Origin of the sequence: Phormidesmis priestleyi ULC007, from assembly GCF_003003695.1 — a bacterium.
Taxonomy (GTDB): domain Bacteria; phylum Cyanobacteriota; class Cyanobacteriia; order Leptolyngbyales; family Leptolyngbyaceae; genus Phormidesmis_A; species Phormidesmis_A priestleyi_A.
Window position 1 is genome coordinate 49,955 of the sequence record NZ_PVWG01000002.1, and the last position, 18,261, is coordinate 68,215.

The 18,261-nt window shown below is 49.7% G+C and carries 25 protein-coding genes; 8 read left to right on the forward strand and 17 right to left on the reverse strand.

The features are described 5' to 3' along the window. Positions 1 to 4: 4 nt before the first annotated feature. The 13 genes from rplE to rplC form a co-directional block, all read right to left on the reverse strand. A complete protein-coding gene (gene rplE, locus C7B65_RS02540; protein WP_073069340.1) occupies positions 5 to 550 on the reverse strand; it encodes a 50S ribosomal protein L5 in 546 nt (181 codons plus the stop codon). 64 nt (positions 551 to 614) lie between these two features. Continuing rightward, positions 615 to 962 carry a 50S ribosomal protein L24 gene (rplX, locus tag C7B65_RS02545; protein ID WP_073069341.1) on the reverse strand — a complete coding sequence of 116 codons (348 nt, stop codon included), beginning with the start codon at positions 960 to 962 and terminating at the stop codon, positions 615 to 617. Next, positions 962 to 1,330, reverse strand: a complete 369-nt coding sequence (rplN, locus tag C7B65_RS02550) for a 50S ribosomal protein L14 (RefSeq protein ID WP_073069342.1) — start codon at positions 1,328 to 1,330, stop codon at positions 962 to 964. The genes rplX and rplN overlap by 1 nt, the downstream gene beginning before the upstream one ends. 17 nt (positions 1,331 to 1,347) lie before the next feature. Then, a complete protein-coding gene (rpsQ, locus tag C7B65_RS02555) occupies positions 1,348 to 1,599 on the reverse strand; it encodes a 30S ribosomal protein S17 (RefSeq protein WP_073069343.1) in 252 nt (83 codons plus the stop codon). Between the two features lie 68 nt (positions 1,600 to 1,667). After that, the gene (rpmC, locus tag C7B65_RS02560) at positions 1,668 to 1,880 is read right to left on the reverse strand and encodes a 50S ribosomal protein L29 (RefSeq protein ID WP_068814871.1); all 213 of its coding nucleotides are present in this window, start codon (positions 1,878 to 1,880) and stop codon (positions 1,668 to 1,670) included. Between the two features lie 3 nt (positions 1,881 to 1,883). After that, positions 1,884 to 2,306 carry a 50S ribosomal protein L16 gene (gene rplP / locus C7B65_RS02565; protein ID WP_073069344.1) on the reverse strand — a complete coding sequence of 141 codons (423 nt, stop codon included), beginning with the start codon at positions 2,304 to 2,306 and terminating at the stop codon, positions 1,884 to 1,886. A gap of 64 nt (positions 2,307 to 2,370) precedes the next feature. Then, a complete protein-coding gene (gene rpsC, locus C7B65_RS02570) occupies positions 2,371 to 3,123 on the reverse strand; it encodes a 30S ribosomal protein S3 (RefSeq protein WP_068814867.1) in 753 nt (250 codons plus the stop codon). A gap of 46 nt (positions 3,124 to 3,169) precedes the next feature. Continuing rightward, positions 3,170 to 3,526 (reverse strand): 50S ribosomal protein L22, encoded by a 357-nt coding sequence (gene rplV / locus C7B65_RS02575; protein WP_073069345.1) that lies wholly within the window; start codon positions 3,524 to 3,526, stop codon positions 3,170 to 3,172. A gap of 77 nt (positions 3,527 to 3,603) precedes the next feature. Beyond that, positions 3,604 to 3,882 (reverse strand): 30S ribosomal protein S19, encoded by a 279-nt coding sequence (rpsS, locus tag C7B65_RS02580; protein ID WP_068814863.1) that lies wholly within the window; start codon positions 3,880 to 3,882, stop codon positions 3,604 to 3,606. A gap of 20 nt (positions 3,883 to 3,902) precedes the next feature. Then, the gene (gene rplB, locus C7B65_RS02585) at positions 3,903 to 4,766 is read right to left on the reverse strand and encodes a 50S ribosomal protein L2 (protein ID WP_073069346.1); all 864 of its coding nucleotides are present in this window, start codon (positions 4,764 to 4,766) and stop codon (positions 3,903 to 3,905) included. Between the two features lie 22 nt (positions 4,767 to 4,788). Further along, a complete protein-coding gene (locus C7B65_RS02590; protein WP_073069347.1) occupies positions 4,789 to 5,091 on the reverse strand; it encodes a 50S ribosomal protein L23 in 303 nt (100 codons plus the stop codon). Then, a complete protein-coding gene (gene rplD / locus C7B65_RS02595; protein WP_073069348.1) occupies positions 5,084 to 5,716 on the reverse strand; it encodes a 50S ribosomal protein L4 in 633 nt (210 codons plus the stop codon). Before rplD ends, C7B65_RS02590 begins: the two co-directional genes overlap by 8 nt. 17 nt (positions 5,717 to 5,733) lie before the next feature. Then, complete coding sequence (gene rplC / locus C7B65_RS02600) at positions 5,734 to 6,381, reverse strand: 50S ribosomal protein L3 (protein ID WP_073069349.1); 648 nt, start codon at positions 6,379 to 6,381, stop codon at positions 5,734 to 5,736. 718 nt (positions 6,382 to 7,099) lie between these two features. Here rplC and C7B65_RS27280 point away from each other — a divergent pair. The 6 genes from C7B65_RS27280 to C7B65_RS02625 all read left to right on the forward strand — a co-directional run bounded on the left by C7B65_RS27280 (position 7,100) and on the right by C7B65_RS02625 (position 13,838). Next, positions 7,100 to 7,246, forward strand: a complete 147-nt coding sequence (locus C7B65_RS27280) for an EamA family transporter (protein WP_143161989.1) — start codon at positions 7,100 to 7,102, stop codon at positions 7,244 to 7,246. Continuing rightward, entirely contained in the window at positions 7,243 to 8,328 is a 1,086-nt protein-coding gene (locus tag C7B65_RS02605; protein WP_073069351.1) for a bifunctional transcriptional activator/DNA repair enzyme AdaA, read from the forward strand. Before C7B65_RS27280 ends, C7B65_RS02605 begins: the two co-directional genes overlap by 4 nt. 467 nt (positions 8,329 to 8,795) lie before the next feature. Further along, positions 8,796 to 9,272 carry an NAD(P)H-quinone oxidoreductase subunit N gene (gene ndhN / locus C7B65_RS02610; RefSeq protein WP_073069352.1) on the forward strand — a complete coding sequence of 159 codons (477 nt, stop codon included), beginning with the start codon at positions 8,796 to 8,798 and terminating at the stop codon, positions 9,270 to 9,272. A 123-nt stretch (positions 9,273 to 9,395) separates the two neighbouring features. Beyond that, positions 9,396 to 10,547 (forward strand): circadian clock protein LdpA, encoded by a 1,152-nt coding sequence (gene ldpA, locus C7B65_RS02615; protein ID WP_073069353.1) that lies wholly within the window; start codon positions 9,396 to 9,398, stop codon positions 10,545 to 10,547. Positions 10,548 to 10,819: 272 nt separating this feature from the next. Continuing rightward, positions 10,820 to 12,622, forward strand: coding sequence for a R3H domain-containing nucleic acid-binding protein (locus tag C7B65_RS02620; protein WP_073069590.1), 1,803 nt, complete (start codon positions 10,820 to 10,822; stop codon positions 12,620 to 12,622). 91 nt (positions 12,623 to 12,713) lie between these two features. Further along, complete coding sequence (locus C7B65_RS02625) at positions 12,714 to 13,838, forward strand: histidinol-phosphate transaminase (protein WP_073069591.1); 1,125 nt, start codon at positions 12,714 to 12,716, stop codon at positions 13,836 to 13,838. Here C7B65_RS02625 and C7B65_RS02630 read toward each other — a convergent pair. Beyond that, on the reverse strand, positions 13,835 to 14,326 hold the full coding sequence (locus tag C7B65_RS02630) for a hypothetical protein (RefSeq protein WP_073069354.1): 492 nt from the start codon (positions 14,324 to 14,326) through the stop codon (positions 13,835 to 13,837). The two genes, C7B65_RS02625 and C7B65_RS02630, sit on opposite strands and share 4 nt — an antisense overlap. A 392-nt stretch (positions 14,327 to 14,718) precedes the next feature. On the opposite strand from C7B65_RS02630, the gene C7B65_RS02635 reads away from it, so the two are divergent. Together C7B65_RS02635 and C7B65_RS02640 are read left to right on the forward strand one after the other, a co-directional pair. Continuing rightward, positions 14,719 to 14,946 carry a hypothetical protein gene (locus C7B65_RS02635; RefSeq protein WP_073069355.1) on the forward strand — a complete coding sequence of 76 codons (228 nt, stop codon included), beginning with the start codon at positions 14,719 to 14,721 and terminating at the stop codon, positions 14,944 to 14,946. A gap of 48 nt (positions 14,947 to 14,994) precedes the next feature. Beyond that, positions 14,995 to 15,504 carry an aspartyl/asparaginyl beta-hydroxylase domain-containing protein gene (locus C7B65_RS02640; protein WP_073069356.1) on the forward strand — a complete coding sequence of 170 codons (510 nt, stop codon included), beginning with the start codon at positions 14,995 to 14,997 and terminating at the stop codon, positions 15,502 to 15,504. A 7-nt stretch (positions 15,505 to 15,511) separates the two neighbouring features. Here the strand turns inward: C7B65_RS02640 and C7B65_RS02645 are convergent, their stop codons facing one another. From C7B65_RS02645 to gpmI, 3 genes are all read right to left on the reverse strand, one after another. Further along, entirely contained in the window at positions 15,512 to 16,258 is a 747-nt protein-coding gene (locus C7B65_RS02645; protein ID WP_106253892.1) for a peptidase, read from the reverse strand. Positions 16,259 to 16,291: 33 nt separating this feature from the next. Next, on the reverse strand, positions 16,292 to 16,525 hold the full coding sequence (gene secG / locus C7B65_RS02650; RefSeq protein WP_073069358.1) for a preprotein translocase subunit SecG: 234 nt from the start codon (positions 16,523 to 16,525) through the stop codon (positions 16,292 to 16,294). A 67-nt stretch (positions 16,526 to 16,592) separates the two neighbouring features. Further along, positions 16,593 to 18,191, reverse strand: coding sequence for a 2,3-bisphosphoglycerate-independent phosphoglycerate mutase (gpmI, locus tag C7B65_RS02655; protein WP_073069359.1), 1,599 nt, complete (start codon positions 18,189 to 18,191; stop codon positions 16,593 to 16,595). Positions 18,192 to 18,261 lie beyond the last annotated feature (70 nt).

Genomic DNA, 18,261 nt, shown 5'->3' on the forward strand with positions numbered 1-18,261 from the left:
TGCATCAGTTGTCCCGGAATGGCATGCCCAGTTCTTTAAGCAGGGCGCGACCTTCTTCGTCGGAGTTTGCAGTGGTGATGATTGAAATGTCCATACCGCGAATCTGATCGATGCTGTCATATTCGATCTCCGGGAAGATCAACTGCTCTCTCAGACCTAGCGTGTAGTTTCCTCGTCCGTCGAAGCTCTTGGGGCTGATGCCTCTAAAGTCACGAATCCGAGGCAGCGAAAGATTGATCAACCGATCGAGAAAAGTAAACATTCGATCACCGCGCAGTGTCACCATCACGCCGACGGGCATTCCTTCGCGGATTTTGAAGCCAGCGATCGCTTTCTTGGCGCGGGTCACAACGGGCTTTTGTCCCGTGATCGTCGCAATCTCGTTGATCGAAGCTTCCAACGCTTTCGCATTTTGTGAAGCTTCACCGAGTCCCCGGTTGATCGTGATTTTCGCCACTTTCGGAACTTGATGGAGGTTCGTGTAACTAAACTGCTCCGTCAGCTTCGGGACGATCTTTTCTTGATAGATATCTTTTAATCGTTGAGCCATATTTGGGTTCCTCTTCCCTGGGCTTGGTCAGGGGCTAGTGGAGTCTTGAGGCGCGTCGCGTCTCTTAATCGATGATCTCGCCCGTCTTTTTTAACATCCGAACTTTCTTGCCGTCGGCGTTGACGGTGTAGCAGATGCGGCTTGCCACTTTCTGCTTTTCGGAGTAAACCATGACGTTAGAGCTATGAATTGGGGCTTCTTGAGTGACAATCTGACCCGATTCGCCTTCTTGCTGTGGTTTGACGTGTTTGGTGCGAACATTCACACCCTTGACCACGACTTTGCTCAATTTAGGAAGGGTTTGCAGGATTTCGCCAATCTTGCCTTTGTCACTGCCCGCGATGATTTTTACGGTGTCGCCTTTTTTGACATGCATCTTGTGACGCACAACTTCTTTCTGAACCCTTGCCATTACAGAACCTCCGGAGCGAGGGAAACGATTTTGGTAAAGTTTTTCTCGCGCAATTCACGAGCAACGGGGCCAAATACCCGCGTGCCTCTGGGGTTGCCGTCTTGGTTGATAATCACGGCTGCGTTGTCGTCAAATCGAATGCTCATACCGCTATCGCGCCGCATTGTGTGTCGAGTCCGAACAATCACCGCACGAACCACATCCGATTTTTTGACCGCCATGTTAGGGAGCGCATCCTTAACCACCGCAATGATTACATCCCCGACTCCGCCATAGCGACGATTACCGCCACCAATCACCCGGATACACATCAGCTTTCGAGCGCCGCTGTTGTCCGCTACATTCAGATAACTTTCTTGTTGAATCATGTCTAAGTCCCTCGCATTTAACCTTTAGAGGCAGTACCCAGGATTTCGGACACGACCCAACGCTTGGTGCGGCTGAGAGGTCGGGTTTCCTGAATGCGGACGCGATCGCCCGTTTTGCACTTGTTTTCTTCATCGTGCGCTTTGTAGCGCTGAGTGTTGACGACAATTTTGCCGTATTTGGGGTGAGCGGCTCGGTTCTCGATCGCCACAACGATGGTCTTATCCATCTTGTCGCTGACCACTACACCGACTCTTTCTTTGACTGCCATTGCAATTACTCCAGTAAAAAGGATGAAACAAAAAGGTGAATTTAGAACCAGATCTTGAATTCAGCCTTCTAGTCTTCAGTCTTTTTCAACTGCCGCTCTCGCTCGACAGTCAGCAGTTGAGAAAGCTGATGTCGTGTGTGCTTGAACAGATGAGGCTTTTCTAATTGGCGAGTGCCCTTTTGCATTCTCAGTGTAAAAAGCTGCTTTTTGACGGCAACGATTTGGTCTGCCAATTCTTGGTCGCCTAGATTTCTGGCTTCTTCGATCTTAGGAAGAGGCATAGGTTAAGACTCCTCCGTGGTTTGACGGGTAATAAATTTCGTCTTGATGGGCAGTTTGAATGCCGCAAGACGCATCGCTTCACGAGCGATTTCTTCAGTCACGCCCGCAATCTCAAACATGATGCGACCCGGCTTGACGACTGCGACCCAAAACTCAGGCGCACCTTTACCAGAACCCATTCGGGTTTCGGCAGGGCGCATCGTCACGGGCTTGTCAGGGAAGACGCGAATCCAGATTTTGCCACCCCGACGAATGTAGCGAGTCATCGCACGACGACCCGCTTCGATTTGACGAGAGGTAATCCAGGACGGCTCTAGGGCTTGTAGACCGAAATCTCCAAAGTTGAGGTCGCTTCCGCGAGAAGCCATTCCTCTCATTCGACCGCGCTGCTGTTTGCGGAATTTTGTTCTTCTTGGGCTTAACATGACTCGATACCAATTAAATTCAGGAGTCAGGAGTCAGGAGTCAGGAGGATTAGTCCTGCATCCTTTATCCTTCGTTCGATCGGTCTTCAAATTGTTGGCGACGACGCTGTTGACGACGACGGGGTTGGTTAGAAGGAGGAGCGGCATCAATAAGTTCTTGACCGGGGATGATTTCACCCTTGAAGACCCAGATTTTGATCCCCAAAATTCCGTAGATGGTTTGAGCAGTAACGTAGGCGTAGTCAATGTCAGCTCTTAGCGTATGCAGAGGAACCCGACCTTCACGAGTCCATTCAGGACGCGCGATTTCAGCCCCGTTTAAACGACCACTGACTTGAATTTTGATGCCTTCAACGCCTGCTCGTTGAGCGCGTTGAATCGCTTGACGAACCACGCGACGGAAGGAAACCCGACGCTCTAGCTGTTCGGCAATATATTCGCCGATTAAGGCAGCATCGGCATCGACACGAGCCACTTCGACGACGTTGACGCGAATTTGACGATCGCTGCTGCCCAATGCTTCTTGCAGTCCCAAGCGTAGGGTTTCAATCCCGGCACCACCGCGACCCACAATTACACCAGGGCGAGAAGTGCGAATTTCTAAATCAATCTGATCGGCTTTACGCTCGATCCGAATCTCAGAAATTCCAGGCTTTTTAAGGTTGTCAAGATTTTTGGGATTCTTAGCGAAAAACTCGCGAATCTTGAAATCTTCTTTCAACAGTTCAGGATAGCGGCTAGTATCGGCATACCACCGAGAGCGGTGATCTTTGATGATCCCTAGCCGAAACCCAGTTGGATTAATTTTCTGTCCCACGAATGCGTTCCTCTGAGATAAAGCAGTTTAAGTAGGAATAACTGAACTAGGATTCGGCTCCGGGAGCCACTGCCACGGTGATGTGACAAGTCGGCTTGCGAATTTGGTAAGCCCGACCCTGTGCCCGCGGTCTAAACCGCTTCAGCGAAGGACCTTGATCGGCAAATGCTTGGCTCACCACCAAACTTGCCCGCTCCATGCCTTCATTGTGTTCAGCATTTGCTGCCGCAGAACGCAGCACTTTGAGTACAGGCTCACAGGCGCGATAAGGCATGAACTCCAGAATGATCAATGCCTCCCGGTAAGACAGTCCTCGAATTTGGTCGAGAACTCGGCGCACCTTGTGAGGGGACATGCGGATGTAACGTGCGATCGCTTTAACTTCAGTCGTATCAGTAGCCATAGTTTTCTCCTTACGGGCGGGCGAGGGATTGCAATCAGGCTTTCACCCGTCACCCTCACACTCTGCTGCCCTTTCTCCTATCGACGTGCTTTCTTATCGCTACCTGCGTGTCCCCGGAAAGTCCGAGTCGGAGCAAATTCGCCGAGTTTGTGACCGACCATTTGCTCAGAGACATAGACGGGAACGTGCTGACGACCGTTGTGAACGGCGATCGTGTGTCCAATCATCTGAGGCAAAATTGTCGAGGCTCGTGACCAGGTTTTGATGACTTGCTTGTCACCTCTGGCGTTGAGCGCTTCAACCTTACTCATCAGGTGGTCAGCAACAAAGGGACCTTTTTTAAGTGAACGTGCCATGTGAGTCTCCCTAAGTCAAATTACGATTCCCGTCCGCCGCGTCCACGTTTCGAGGACTTACGACGACGACGCACAATCAGCGCACTGCTTAACTTCTTCTTGTTGCGAGTTTTGCGTCCCAGAGTCGGCTTACCCCAAGGTGTGACAGGACCCGCACGCCCGATCGGTGCCTTTCCTTCTCCACCACCATGAGGGTGATCAACGGGGTTCATGACGCTACCGCGCACTTGAGGACGACGACCTTTGTGACGGGTGCGCCCAGCTTTGCCCAGGTTGATATTTCTCGCTTCGAGGTTGCCCACCTGTCCGATCGTGGCGTAACACTCTTTGCGAATCATTCGCACTTCAGTCGAGGGCAATTTTAAGGTGACATAATCACCCTCCTTCGCCGCAACTTGAGCCGCTGCACCTGCCGCCCGAACAATCTGACCCCCTTTGCCAGGAACGAGTTCAACGTTATGAACGATCGTACCGAGCGGAATCTTTTCGAGGGGCAATGCGTTGCCGATCTCGATCGGAGCATCAGGACCGGAACGAATTACAGTGCCGACCTTAAGGTTGTTGGGATGAAGAATATAGCGCTTTTCACCATCACTATAAAACACCAGAGCCAGACGAGCGTTGCGGTTTGGATCATATTCGATCGCCGCCACTCGCGCCGGAATATTCAACTTGTCACGACGAAAATCAATGATGCGATAGAGGCGTTTGTGACCGCCGCCCCGGTGACGACAGGTGATCACGCCTCGGTTGTTGCGTCCTTTATCCCGGTGTTTAGTCGTAGTTAGAGACTTTTCAGGCTCGGTCTTCGTGATCTCACTGAAGTCAGAAACACTACGCTGGCGACTACCAGGAGTCAAGGGTCGATAAATTCGGATGCCCATAATTTGCTACTCTCAGGGGTTTCTAAACTTCTGGGAACAAGGTGATTGAATCCCCGTCTGCTAGGGTGACGATCGCTTTCTTATAGTGAGGTCTGTGACCTGCAAACTTGCCGACACGACGAGCCTTGCGAGGAGGATGCTGAGTGGTAACTCCAGTCACCTTCACCTCAAACATCAGTTCGACGGCTGCCTTGATCTCAGGCTTGGTGGCTTTAGGCTGAACCTCAAAGGTGTATTGGTTGAGTTCCAATCTCTGAGTCGCTTTCTCAGTGATAATTGGACGCCGAATTAAATCCGCTAAGTTGCGGGGGCTGAAATCACTCACCGTATACCTCCTGGATCTTCTCAAGAGCAGCAGGGGTCGCCACAATGTGGTCGGCTGCTAGCAAATCAAATACGTTTAGATTATTTGCCGAGATCAGTCTGAGCTTTTCAATGTTGCGAGCAGATAGATAGACCATCTCGTTCCGCTCTGCCATGATGATTAGCACTTTCTTATCTGGCTCAACACCCCATCGGCTAAGGGCTTGCACCATTTCTCTAGTCTTGGGACGGGACAACTGAGCCGCAAAGTCTTCAACGACAATCAAATCAGCGACGCGACTTTGGAATGCCGTCCGCAGTGCCAAACGTCGCTCTTTGCGATTCATCTTCAGGGTGTAATCTCTGGGTTTCGGTCCAAAGATTACGCCACCCCCACGCCATAGAGGAGAACGAATAGAACCCGCACGAGCGCGACCTGTTCCTTTCTGTCTCCAGGGTTTGCGTCCGCCCCCGCGCACTTCTGCACGAGTCTTGGTGGAAGCGGTGCCTTGACGCTGATTCGCCAACTGACGAACCAATGCTCTGTGGACGACATGAGCCGCACTTTCTTCTCTGGCAACTTTAAGCTCGATCGAGGCTTGCCCCGCATCGTCTCCCTGCCAATTTTTCACTACACAATCAACCATTTCTGTCTCCTTCTGCCCTAGCGCCCAACTTTCTTAGCGGGCATGATTTGCACCAGAGCACCGGGCTTGCCGGGAACTGCTCCTTTGATCAAAATCAAGTTCCGTTCCGTATCTACACGCACCACGGTCAACTTCTTGATCGTGACTTGAGTTCCGCCCAAACGACCCGCCATCCGCTTACCAGGGTAGACACGTCCGGGGGTGGTGCCTGCCCCGGTCGAACCGGGAGCGCGGTGGTTTTTAGAACCGTGAGACATGGGGCCTCGTGCGAAGTTGTGACGCTTCTGATAACCCGCAAAGCCTTTACCAATGCTGGTGCCTGTCACATCGACGATCTGACCTGCTTCAAAGATGTCAGCTTTGATCTCTTGACCTAACTCGTAGGCGCTGTAATCTTCTGAAGGTAGGTATTGGCGCATCTCAGTAAGATGCCGCAGGGGAGCAGAATTGGATTTGGCGAGGTGCCCCAATTCAGGTTTGCTCAATGACTTGACTCGTGTTTCACCAAACCCGATTTGAACGGCAGTATAGCCATCTGTTTCAGGAGTTTTGACTTGGGTGATGGGGCAAGGCCCTGCTTGAATGACGGTCACAGGAATTGATTTCCCTGTTTCGTCAAACACTTGAGTCATGCCGAGCTTTGTGCCGAGAATGCCGACAGCCACGGTAACTGGTCTCCTTTTCTACACACTTGAACATAGCGAAACCACGACTTTGAGGACGCAGCTTCGTTATCGAACGGATTCCACGGTCTGAGACCAGATGAATCTTACCTCTCGTGATTTAAGAGGCAGCGGATTCCGCATTCCTTTAGACACTTTGGTCGATTCTGCAAAGCTGCTTGAGAGCTGCTGACTGGCATTGCTCTTTTGTGCTTCTCCCGCCTGGACTTGAACAAATAGTTGCTCAGTATCCGTTGATGGCTGGGGTCAAACGCGCAAGCTGGGTTTTGCAAACCCTGAAGAAGTTTCTCGCTCCTTCGCCCGAAGTCTCGAAACAATTTCCCTCACGCGAGGTGAAAAAGCTTTCCGAGATGCGCTACAGCTTATTACTATAGCTCAAATTTGATTGCTCTCTCACGGAAATTGCACAATTAGAAATTTAGCGACAGTTAAGTAGTGTAATACAGTGGTGTGGCGATCGTCTACTAAATTGCCCAAATTTCTTTTCTCAGGTGAACAGTTAACAAAGTTTGATCACAACGATCGGATAGAAAACAATTCGAGAAATGCTTATTCTAGGGTCATCCTGAAAAAGACTCGCTGTGATCATGTTGCCATTAACCTTCGTGTTAGGAAGTCCCTGGACGTTAAACCCTAGTGCAATTCCTTGGAGTGCTTTATTCGCATTGTTTTTTTAACACAGCAATCGCTTACACAGATCATGGTTACGTTTTTGATTCCAATCAGTGCTTTATTTCTTAGCGTGTTTATTCTCCGTAAACACTTGCATTGGAAGACGTTCGCAGGCACGATATCAATCTTTGTAGGTCTAGCAGCGATCGCCGGACGATTGCTCAGAACATTATGACTCAACTGATTGAAGAAACCTTTTGGCAAGCAGTGCTCGATCGCGATCCCAGTTTCAACGGAAAAATCTTTTACGGCGTACACTCCACGAAAATCTATTGTCGTCCACCTTGTCCCAGCCGTAGACCCAATCGAAATCAGGTTTCATTCTATCGATCGCCCCAAGCTGCCGAAGCAGACAATTTTCGTCCTTGTAAGCGATGTCATCCGCAGACTGTGATCGCTCCCAATCCCACAAAAGATAACGTCATTGCAACTTGCCGTTACATCGAAGACCAATCCGAACACATTCCCACTCTCGCCGAGTTAAGCGATCGCGTTGAAATGAGTCCGAGTTATCTGCAACGACTCTTTAAGCAAATGATTGGCGTGACTCCTCTTGAGTATGCAACTGCTCATCGAATCAAGCATTTAAAGCAACATCTTCATCAAGGGGAAGCGGTTACTTATGCTCTTTATGAAGTGGGTTATGGATCGAGTAGCCGACTTTACGAAACTTCATCGGAGAACTTTGGAATGACTCCCGCATCTTATAAGCAACATGGCAAAGGGGAAGAAATTCGTTATGCGATCGTCAATTCTCCCCTCAATTTCCTTATGATCGTAGCCACAGACCGAGGACTATGCAGCGTTCAACTTGGCGACTCGCTCGCAGAACTTGAAGACCAACTCCGCACTGAATTCCGTCATGCTTCAATTCGTGAAACGGATGACCTTCAGAACTGGATGCAAGCGATCGTGAACTACCTAAGCGGCAATTTGCCCTTACCGGATCTGCCTTGTGATGTCAGAGCGACTGCCTTTCAGATTCAGGTTTGGGAGGCGCTTAAAAAGATCCCGATCGGAACCACTGTTCATTACAGCGATGTTGCTTGCACGATCGGACAGCCAACTTCAGTTCGGGCGGTGGCTCGTGCTTGTGCAACTAACCCGATCGCGCTTCTGGTTCCGTGTCATCGAGTCACTCCTAAATCGGGCGGGCTAGGAGGTTATCGCTGGGGAGTCAGCCGCAAACAGGCACTTCTCGATCTGGAGAAACGTGCTATTAAACTAGCCGCAGAAAACAAAGCCATCATAAGTTGAATTGATGATGATCAGGCGGCTACCTTCGCAAATGACTTAGGAACGTGGATTTATTAAGGTGTAACTTCTCGCCATCTCCCTAAGGAGTTACGGTGTACACCAATCTTTGTCGCTGCGTTTGGGTCGGCTTCAGCCTCCTAAATCCCTCATTCTGGGGGACTTTGAGCTAAGACTCTGGTTTCAAAGTCCCTCACTCGTGGGGGATTTAGGGGGCAAAAGTCTCGGCGATGACAAATCAGAGGACTTTTACAGGTTATTTAATCCACGATCCTTAGCGTCTCACCTATCGTATGGATAGAACTTTTTAATCAGTGAAGCTCCTCACTGAACAGTAGAATGATCTCTAGAAACTTAAGATTAAAGCTATAGCATGTCTTCAAGGCTTCTCTCCCAAAAATTGAGGTCGTAGAAGCGGAAATACTATTTTGTTTTAGACAGCACAAAACCAAGGGGCGGAACACAAATCTATGGCACTGATCACAACAGGCGGACAACTGATTCGAGACTTAGAAAAATTTGGAGCACTGGGCGTATACGTCCCGCTAGAAGGCGGATTTGAAGGACGCTATCGACGGCGAATTCGGGCAGCAGGCTACACCTCTTTGAGCATCACCGCACGAGGATTGGGTGACGTTGCCATGTATTTGACGGGTGTACACGGCGTTCGTCCTCCTCACTTAGGCAAGAAAAGTTCGGGTTCTGGAGCAGCCGTGGGTTACACCTACTTTATTCCTCCGATCGTCAATACCCAAATCGAAAATCTTCCTCCCAAATCAAAAGGCTTGCTGCTGTGGATTATTGAAGGACACATTCTTTCTAGCCAGGAGCTAGAGTTTCTCTCTAACCTGCCTTCTTTAGAACCTCGACTCAAAATTGTGATTGAGTTAGGAGGAGAACGCTACTTCCGATGGACTCCGCTCAAAGACGCGATCGCTGCTGCATAAAGCCAAAAAAATTGTCGTCTCACCGATCCCATCTTCACAGCAACGAGGATGGGATCGTTTCGTAGTATGAAAATTTGTGCCGTTCGGCTCGTAATTATCTGACTGGCGCATTAGCATAGAGAAGTGACTGATTTCTTAAACCCTCTACGCTCACTCAAGGAAGGTCACTGGTTCAAGCTCATTTGTGGAGCGAGTTCCCACCACCTTCCTGCCATTCGGAGTCTTACGCTCGCCTATGCGATCGCGGGGGCAGACTGCATTGATGTCGCCGCTGACCCGGCCATTATCTCGACTGCGCGCGAAGCTTTAGCCGTGGCAAATAGTTTGGCTGAAGAGGCGCAAGAAAAAGGATTTGCCGCTAGAAAATCACCTTGGTTAATGGTGAGTCTCAACGATGGGGAAGACCCTCATTTTAGAAAGGCTGAGTTTAGCGCTGCCAACTGTCCGATCGAGTGTTCAAGACCCTGCGAATCAATTTGTCCTGCTGACGCGATCGTGTTCGATCGTCCAGACCATTTCTCTGGAGTGATTGATACCCTCTGCTACGGCTGCGGTCGCTGTTTGCCAATTTGCCCGATCCAACACATTTCTACTCGCTCTTATGTTTACACGCCAGAGGCGATATCTCCGCTGATTTTGCAAGCAGGGATAGATGCGATCGAGATTCACACTCAGCCTGGACGGTTAGCCGATTTTAAGCGATTGTGGAAGGCGATCGCGCCACAAGCCCATCAACTTAAGCTTATAGCCATTAGCTGTCCTGATGGCGAAGACTTGATTGATTATCTATGGGCAATCCACGAGACGATTTCTCCGCTTCCCTGTCATCTGATTTGGCAAACTGATGGTCGCCCAATGAGTGGTGACATTGGTGATGGAGCCACACGTGCCTGCGTTAAGTTAGGGCAAAAAGTTCTCGCCGCAGGGCTACCCGGATCGGTGCAGCTAGCTGGTGGAACAAATCGTCATACCGTTCCTAAACTCAGGACTTTAGGGCTGCTAAAGAATAAAAGTAGTACAATAGTATCAAAATCGATTTCAGGAATCGCTTACGGAAGTTATGCCCGGAGTTTGCTTTTGCCTATTCTCAGCCAATTAGACGCGATGGAGATTAAACCATTGAAGATTGCTCAAAAGATATATCACAACAGCCCCTCGCCCAGTGATCCAAACATCAACTCGCTGCTAACTCGTCTTGAATCGAGTCCTGCTCTCTTGTGGGAAGCCGTTGATCTAGCCCATCAGTTAGTTTCCCAACTCAAAAGCGCCTGTTAGCAGAAATTAGACCTTCAAACGACTCAGGTGCTTCAGAATACATCTACTAAGGTCAAAGACTCTCTACGCTAGCTGACAGGCTGCTTACGTTCTCGGTTTCGTTTCCTCAAGCTGTTTCACAAATTGTCATGGTGAATCGTAGCGATATTAACTTCTCAGACCCCTCATTCAACGCTGAATCTTCTCTTCATTTAACGTCTGCAAGCCAATCTCAACCAGACATTTCTAGTGCTGGAGATGGTGAAAATGCTGAAAGCCCTGTTGTACTGACTATGCAAAACACGGACGATCTCGATAAACTCCTGAGCATCTTGCCCGATCCGATTCGAGTGCGTTTAGAAGAACACCCTCAACTTGACAGCCTCATCGAAGTAGTGATGGATCTGGGAAGACGACCCGAAGCCCGGTTTCCTGGCAAAGCAGAATATTTGTCTGAAACACCCATCACCCAAAACGACCTCAACGAGAGCATTACCAGAGTGGGCGACTTTGGTGGAGACAATCGCGCTGGCATTGAGCGCACTCTGCATCGGATTAGCGCGATTCGCAACCGTCGTGGAGAAGTGATTGGTCTGACCTGCCGCGTGGGACGGGCGATTTTTGGCACGATCGGCATGATTCGCGATCTAGTCGAGAGCGGTCGCTCAATTTTGATGCTGGGTCGTCCTGGGGTCGGCAAAACAACGGCTTTAAGAGAAATTGCGCGCGTGTTGGCAGACGAGTTAGACAAGCGCGTCGTGATCATTGACACTTCAAACGAAATTGCTGGAGATGGAGACGTGCCCCATCCTGCGATCGGACGGGCCCGAAGAATGCAAGTTTCTCGCCCTGAGCTTCAGCACCAGGTGATGATCGAAGCCGTCGAAAACCACATGCCAGAAGTGATCGTGATTGACGAAATCGGCACCGAGTTAGAAGCTCTAGCAGCCCGCACGATCGCAGAACGTGGCGTTCAACTCGTCGGCACCGCTCACGGAAATCAGTTAGAAAACTTGATCAAAAATCCCACCCTCTCTGATCTAGTGGGAGGCATTCAGTCTGTGACATTGGGCGATGAAGAAGCGAGACGGCGCGGCAGCCAAAAGAGTGTTTTAGAACGCAAAGCCCCGCCAACATTTGACATTGCAGTTGAAATGACAGAGCGGCAAAAATGGGTAGTGCATGAACAGGTTGCAGAAACGATCGATATGCTGCTTCGGGGCAGGAAGCCCAACCCTGAAGTCAGAACCGTTAACGAGACTGGAGAAGTCACGGTGACTCATGAGTTGTCGAGCAGCCCAGAGATGCAAACTGGAGGGCGATCGCGATCGAGCAGTGTTCGCCATAATCCCCTCTCGATCGCGCCAACGTCATCTCAGGAAGGATTTTTTACTCCTCCTCCTCAAGGGCGCGGCTGGCGATCGTCTGGCAAGATCAAACCGACTCAAGCCGCGCCTCTGTCGCCCGAACAGCAAACCTTTGAGCAATTGCTGGATGTGTCTTTGAGCCGAGCGTTTGACGCGAGAGATGAAGGGCTACGAAGCGAAGATTCTGAGAATGGGGAGTATATTCCCGGCCCCAACGGCGAGGATTTGCCGTTACATATCTATCCCTATGGCGTGAGTCGGCATCAGTTAGATCAAGTCGTTCGCACGCTGAATCTTCCGGTCGTGTTGACCAAAGACATTGATAACGCGGATGCAGTTTTGGCACTGCGATCGCACGTCAAAAATCATTCTAAACTGCGCCATTTAGCAAAATCTCGTCAAATTCCCATTCACACACTCAAGGCTAGCAGTGTGCCGCAGATTGCCCATTCTCTGCGCCGACTGCTGAATATGGATGACCCCGCCATGCCTGACGCAGCCGAACTAGACCTGTTTGTACGAGGAGACAGCGAAGACGAACTTGAGGCACTCGAAGAAGCCAGACTTGCGGTGGAACAGATTGTCATTCCCAAAGGGCAACCAGTCGAACTCTTGCCACGCTCTGGGCTGGTTCGCAAAATGCAGCATGAGCTTGTAGAGCACTACCACTTGCAATCCCGCAGTTTTGGAGACGAACCAAACCGCAGACTGCGAATCTACCCAGCATAATCAAGAGTTTTGAGGTTTGAATTTAGGCACGTCGCTGCTAGACTCAAAACTCTCACAGATTGCTGTTCATCCCCTCAAAACTCTCTTTGCCATGCTTGAGTTCATTCGCTCAGACCTTGCCCAACTTGCGGCTTATAACACTCAACACACCGACAATTCTCAGGAATCTAAATCCTCAGAAATTTTGGTCGATCGAGTGGATGTCAACGAAAGTCCCTATGACTTGCCCGATGAACTCAAGCAAAAACTTAGCTGGACTTATCAGCAAGCAATCGAAAATAATCGCTATCCCGACGGTGGATATGAAAGCTTGAAACGCGCGATCGCTGACTATGTAAATGAGTCAGCTAACAACATCACCGCCGCTAATATCTCGATCGGCAACGGCTCGGATGAGTTAATCCGCTCTCTACTAATCGCAACTTGTATTGGGGGAGAAGGCTCAATTCTAGTCGCCGACCCAACCTTTTCGATGTATAGAATTCTGGCACAGACTTTAGGAGTTTCGGTGGTGACGATCGGGCGTTCTCTCACCAATTTTGAGATGGACTTAACAGAGGCTCAAACCGCGATCGCAGTCACCCAGACTCCTCCGATTCGAGCCGTTTTTGTCGTTCACCCCAACTCACCTACTGGAAACGCGCTCACCTTTGCAGAGTTATCTTGGTTGCGAAGTCTTCCTCAAAATATTTTGGTTGCAGTAGATGAGGCATATTTTGAGTTTAGTCAAACGAGCGTAGCCGACGAGCTGTTGCAACATCCAAATTGGGTAATTTTGAGAACGTTCTCAAAGGCATTTCGACTAGCCGCCCATCGAGTGGGGTATGCGATCGCCGATCCCGAATTAATCACAGCTTTAGAAAAAGTCCGTCTCCCCTACAATCTTTCCAGCTTTACTCAGGCAGCAGCTTTGGTGGCGGTCACTCATCGCCGTCAGCTACTCTCCACAATTTCGCTGACTTTGACTGAGCGAACCCGACTCACCCAAGCCCTTTCCCAGCACCCAGAATTTCAGGTTTGGGAGAGTGCCGCTAATTTTGTCTACTTACGTCTAAAAAACGCAGATGCTAACGAAAAACTGGCTACAATTTGTCAAACTCTTAAAGACCAGGGAACTTTGATTCGGCACACTGGCAACGGGCTGCGAATCTCGATCGGCACACCTGAAGAAAATCAGCGAACCATTGCGCGATTCAAAAAAGTTTCAAAGTACTAATTTTTAGGGATGATTTCTAAACTGCCCGAACCTTGACGCACCATTTGAATTGTATGAGGCAGAACCCCAACCAACAGCGCGAAAGCATCATCGGGCAACTGCGCGATCGTGTCTGCTCCAAAATAATTTTCAAACTGATTCAAAATCAACTGAGCGCGCTGCAACGGCACAGGGTTGTCGGTAAATTGCTGAGTTAGTCTGATCCACTGCCGTCTAATTAAATAGGCTTTCTGACGTTCCTCTTGATCTGCGGGGTGGATCAAAGAAAGATCACCTACGGGCAAAATTCCTTCGCAGTTGAGGTCAAAAAAGCTTCCGACAGCAGCACCAGGACCAGCAAACTCAGCGTGAAATCGCTTATAAATGATCAACCCATTGCGTCTGCGACTGTTAACGACCAGCAACTTTCCATCGTTTAGTTGAGTCAAAATATCCTGCACGATCGCGGGTTCGACAACGCCCTGATGATTCAGGCTCTCGTTTTTCATACGGTCGAAGCCTTGAAAGCTGGTAACACGGCTATGGCAGATGAGGGAGCAGTTTAGCAGTTGAAGTCAAATTGTCACAACATTAAGCACCAAGCTACCCAAATTACCTGGCTCCCTTGCTGTAACCGAAAGACATCAGTATAACGGTCTTTTAACCACAGACAGTTAACCTTGCAACTATATTCTAGGGTAACTCGCTAAGATCAGGAGAATTCGGTCAGGACTTTGAAGTATCTGTGAAGACAAACTCAAAATCTTAGAGAACTCTCCAATAAAATCTTTATAAAGATTAATATTATGTTGCTTTACCATCAATCAAGTCGTACAGAAACTCAGCCAAAATGATAAGCTCGATGACCTAAGGCGATTCTATCGAAGCAAACAGGTGAGTCATGAGTAATCAGCCGATCGAGCAAAGCTTTGATGAGAGCCTCAATTCTGGGCTAACGCCGCCGCCCCGCGAACCCTACCGATCGAGTTTGCAAGAAGACATCGGGCAAGGATGGGCGTTTGTGCAGTTTGTCTGGCGTATTTCAAAGCGAATTCGGGGAGGCAAAAACCGCATTCGTTTTATCGTTGGGCTAATTTTTTGGAAGCCTTTCTTGCCCGATGATCAGTAGAGGCATTGCAGAGTTTTGAGTGTTGTGTGTTGAGTTTCAAGCAACGTCATGTATTACGACCCGCATCAGTTTGAATTTGTCGATCGACTTGAGTCTAATTGGCTCGTTATCAAAGATGAACTCAGTCGCTTAACGGCTGAAGATTTCGTTCCCTATCCTGAAAGATATTTGCTGCAAAAGAAAACCGGGTGGGAGATTTTTGGCATTTATTTTTTAGGTGTTAAAATAGACATCAACTGCGAACTCTGCCCAGAAACCGCCAAATTAGTCAAAAGCATTCCTGGAATGGTCACAGCAGGCTTTTCTCGACTGGCACCAGGCGCGCATATTGTGCCTCATTCTGGCAAGCCAAGCAGTGTCTTGCGGTGTCACTTAGGGCTGTCAGTGCCTGAGAAATGCGCCCTTCGAGTCTCGTCAGACATCAAAGCGTGGGTCAACGGTGAGTGTCTTGTGTTTGATGACACCTCTGAGCATGAAGCCTGGAATCTGAGCGATCGCCACCGAGATATCTTGCTTCTCGACTTTAAAATTCCACCAGGTTTTGCTTTAGAGCGCTAGATATCAGTCACTCAGCGCCTTGCTCAGGCACTGCCCAACCCAAACGAGTCGGCTGTTCGTAAATTCGTTTTAAGGTGTTCATATCTCTGGGTGAGATCAACGGCGGATTGTGAACCTGAGAGAAATATAGGGCATCCGTTTCTAGAGAACTGTGCCCCCAAATTCCCAAGGCGTGACCCAATTCATGACGAGCCGATGCCAACACGTAGCTCTCTGCCTGATTGGGTTGCACTACAACCAGACAGCGATGCGCCAAAACTGGCAGCGCGTTGGGTATAGATTTTCTATAGAGTTCATATCGTGTTTCAGCCGCCCGAATTCGCTGTGAACCGAAGGGCTGTCCAGGTGCGACTCGAAGCGGCAAGAACGATCGCTGCACCACAATATCGCCTACTTCTACTCGATTGACGACTTGCAAAGGCAGGTAAACAGCCCACTCTTGCACCGCTTGACTCACTGCCTTAATCCAGGCTTGGGCGCGGGCAGGATTTGCGACTTCTGATGCCTCGATCGGCTGCACATAAACCTTAATCGGAAACTCTGACCACACTAAATAGTCAGGCTGAGTTTTTTGGACTTGATCGAAATAGTCTCCCCGATTTGCAGGGTCGCTCCATTGGGCTAGCAGCGGCGGTAAGGGGTGAGCTTTAAGGACTGGAAGTGTCTCTTGGGCGAGAGAAGAAGATTGCAAAATCACCAAAATCAGCGTCAGAAAAATGCCCCCAAACCAGCAAACCATTGCCAGAGGGTGCATTCTGCCTCGACGTAAATTCCATTTAGCCAATGCTTATCGACCTACCCAACCCGCACTGAGCACGATCGTCAAACCCATAAAGAGAACGGTAAGCGTCCAGGTGATGCGGTTGAGGGTCGTCTCAGCGCTTTTGGTACTCGTAAACAATTGAGCCTGTCCGCCCAACCCGCTCAAACCATCTCCTTTAGGGCTGTGCAGCAGCACGAGAATGATGATCCCGACTGCACAAAACATCCAAATCGTCCTTAGAATCAAAACCAGCGTCATGATGACAAATCCAATTAAAACAATTAGGTGAGTTGATCGTGACTTCTACAACTCGTCGCTAGATTCATTATCGCGCAATCTTGACCGGAGTTCGATTTGCCCGCACGTCAAATGCAGCAGATTCTACGATCGAGCGACCCGTCATCTCAGTGGGCTGCGGCAGCCTGAGAATATCTAAAATCGTCGGGGCAATGTCGGCTAACCGACCATCTTCTCTAAGAGCAACGTCTGTTCCGTGGCCGGGAATCTTCAGCCCTTCTCCTTCTACCAGGATAAACGGCACCGGGTTAGTGGTGTGAGCTGTCCAGGGGTTGCCGTTTTCGTCCCACATCAGTTCAGCATTTCCGTGGTCGGCAGTGATTATGGCAGTGCCTCCAGCGCGATTGACCTTTTCTAACAGGCGACCCAAACAGCGATCGACCGCTTCTAAAGCAGTGACTGTCGCATCCAGTTGCCCTGTGTGCCCCACCATATCGGGGTTTGCATAGTTGATGACCACCAGAGAATAGACTTGCTTCTCGATTGCCGCGGTCGCGACATCGGTGACTTTCTCTGCCGACATTGCCGGAGCGCTATCGTAAGTCATTACCATCGGACTCGGCACCAGTTCTCGATCTTCACCGGGGAACGGCTCTTCTAAACCACCGTTAAAAAAGTAAGTGACGTGGGCATATTTCTCAGTTTCTGCGGTGCGAAATTGGCGTAACCCATGCTCAGAAATGACTTGACCCAAAATGTTATTTAAGTTTTGCGGCTCAAACGCTACCAGAACCGGAAGCAATGCGTCGTATTGCGTAAACGTCACCAAGGGCAGGGGGCGAATCTGCTCTCGCTCAAAGCCTTTGAACTTGGGATCAGCCAGAGCTTGAGTCAGTTGACGCGCTCGATCGGGACGGAAGTTAAAGAAAATCACGCCATCCCCAGGGTTGATCGCACCCGGTGCGATGCGAGTTGGGATCACAAACTCATCGGTTTTACCTTCAGCGTAGGAGGCTTGTAAAACGTCTAGCGCCGATCGACCATCGCCTTCGCCATCTTGAGTCATCACGTCGTAAGCCAGTTTGACGCGATCCCATCGATGATCGCGATCGAGGCTGTAATAACGACCGCTCAGAGTGACAATGCGACCCGTGCCAATGCGATCGCAATAGTCTTGCAGCCGTTGAATTGCGTCTGCCCCTTCAGTTTGCTGAGTGTCTCGTCCATCGGTAATGGCGTGAATGCAGACATTCTCGATGCCTTGCTCTTTGGCCAAATCGAGCAAACCAAATAGATGACTGAGGTGAGAATGCACTCCACCGTCTGAACATAAGCCAACCAGGTGCAATTTTCCCTGATTGCGCTGCACCTCTTGGCAAACTTTCACTAGGTTGGGATTACTTAATAAGCTGCGATCTTCAACCGCATCTGAAATTCGCACTAACTCTTGAGGAACCACTCTGCCCGCACCAATATTGAGGTGCCCGACTTCTGAGTTGCCCATTTGCCCATCGGGTAACCCGACATCTTTCCCGGCTGTGCGAATCAACGTGTGGGGATAGGCTGCCCACAAGCTATTCATCACGGGTGTTTTAGCGGCGGCAATGGCGTTTCCGTCTGTTTCTTCGCGGTAACCCCAACCGTCTAGGATGATCAGCACTACAGGAGAGACAGGCACCTGTGCCATAAAGAATTCCTTCTAATGAATAATTTCTTCCGCAAATCATACCATTGCGATCGAGATCCTTAAAACGATT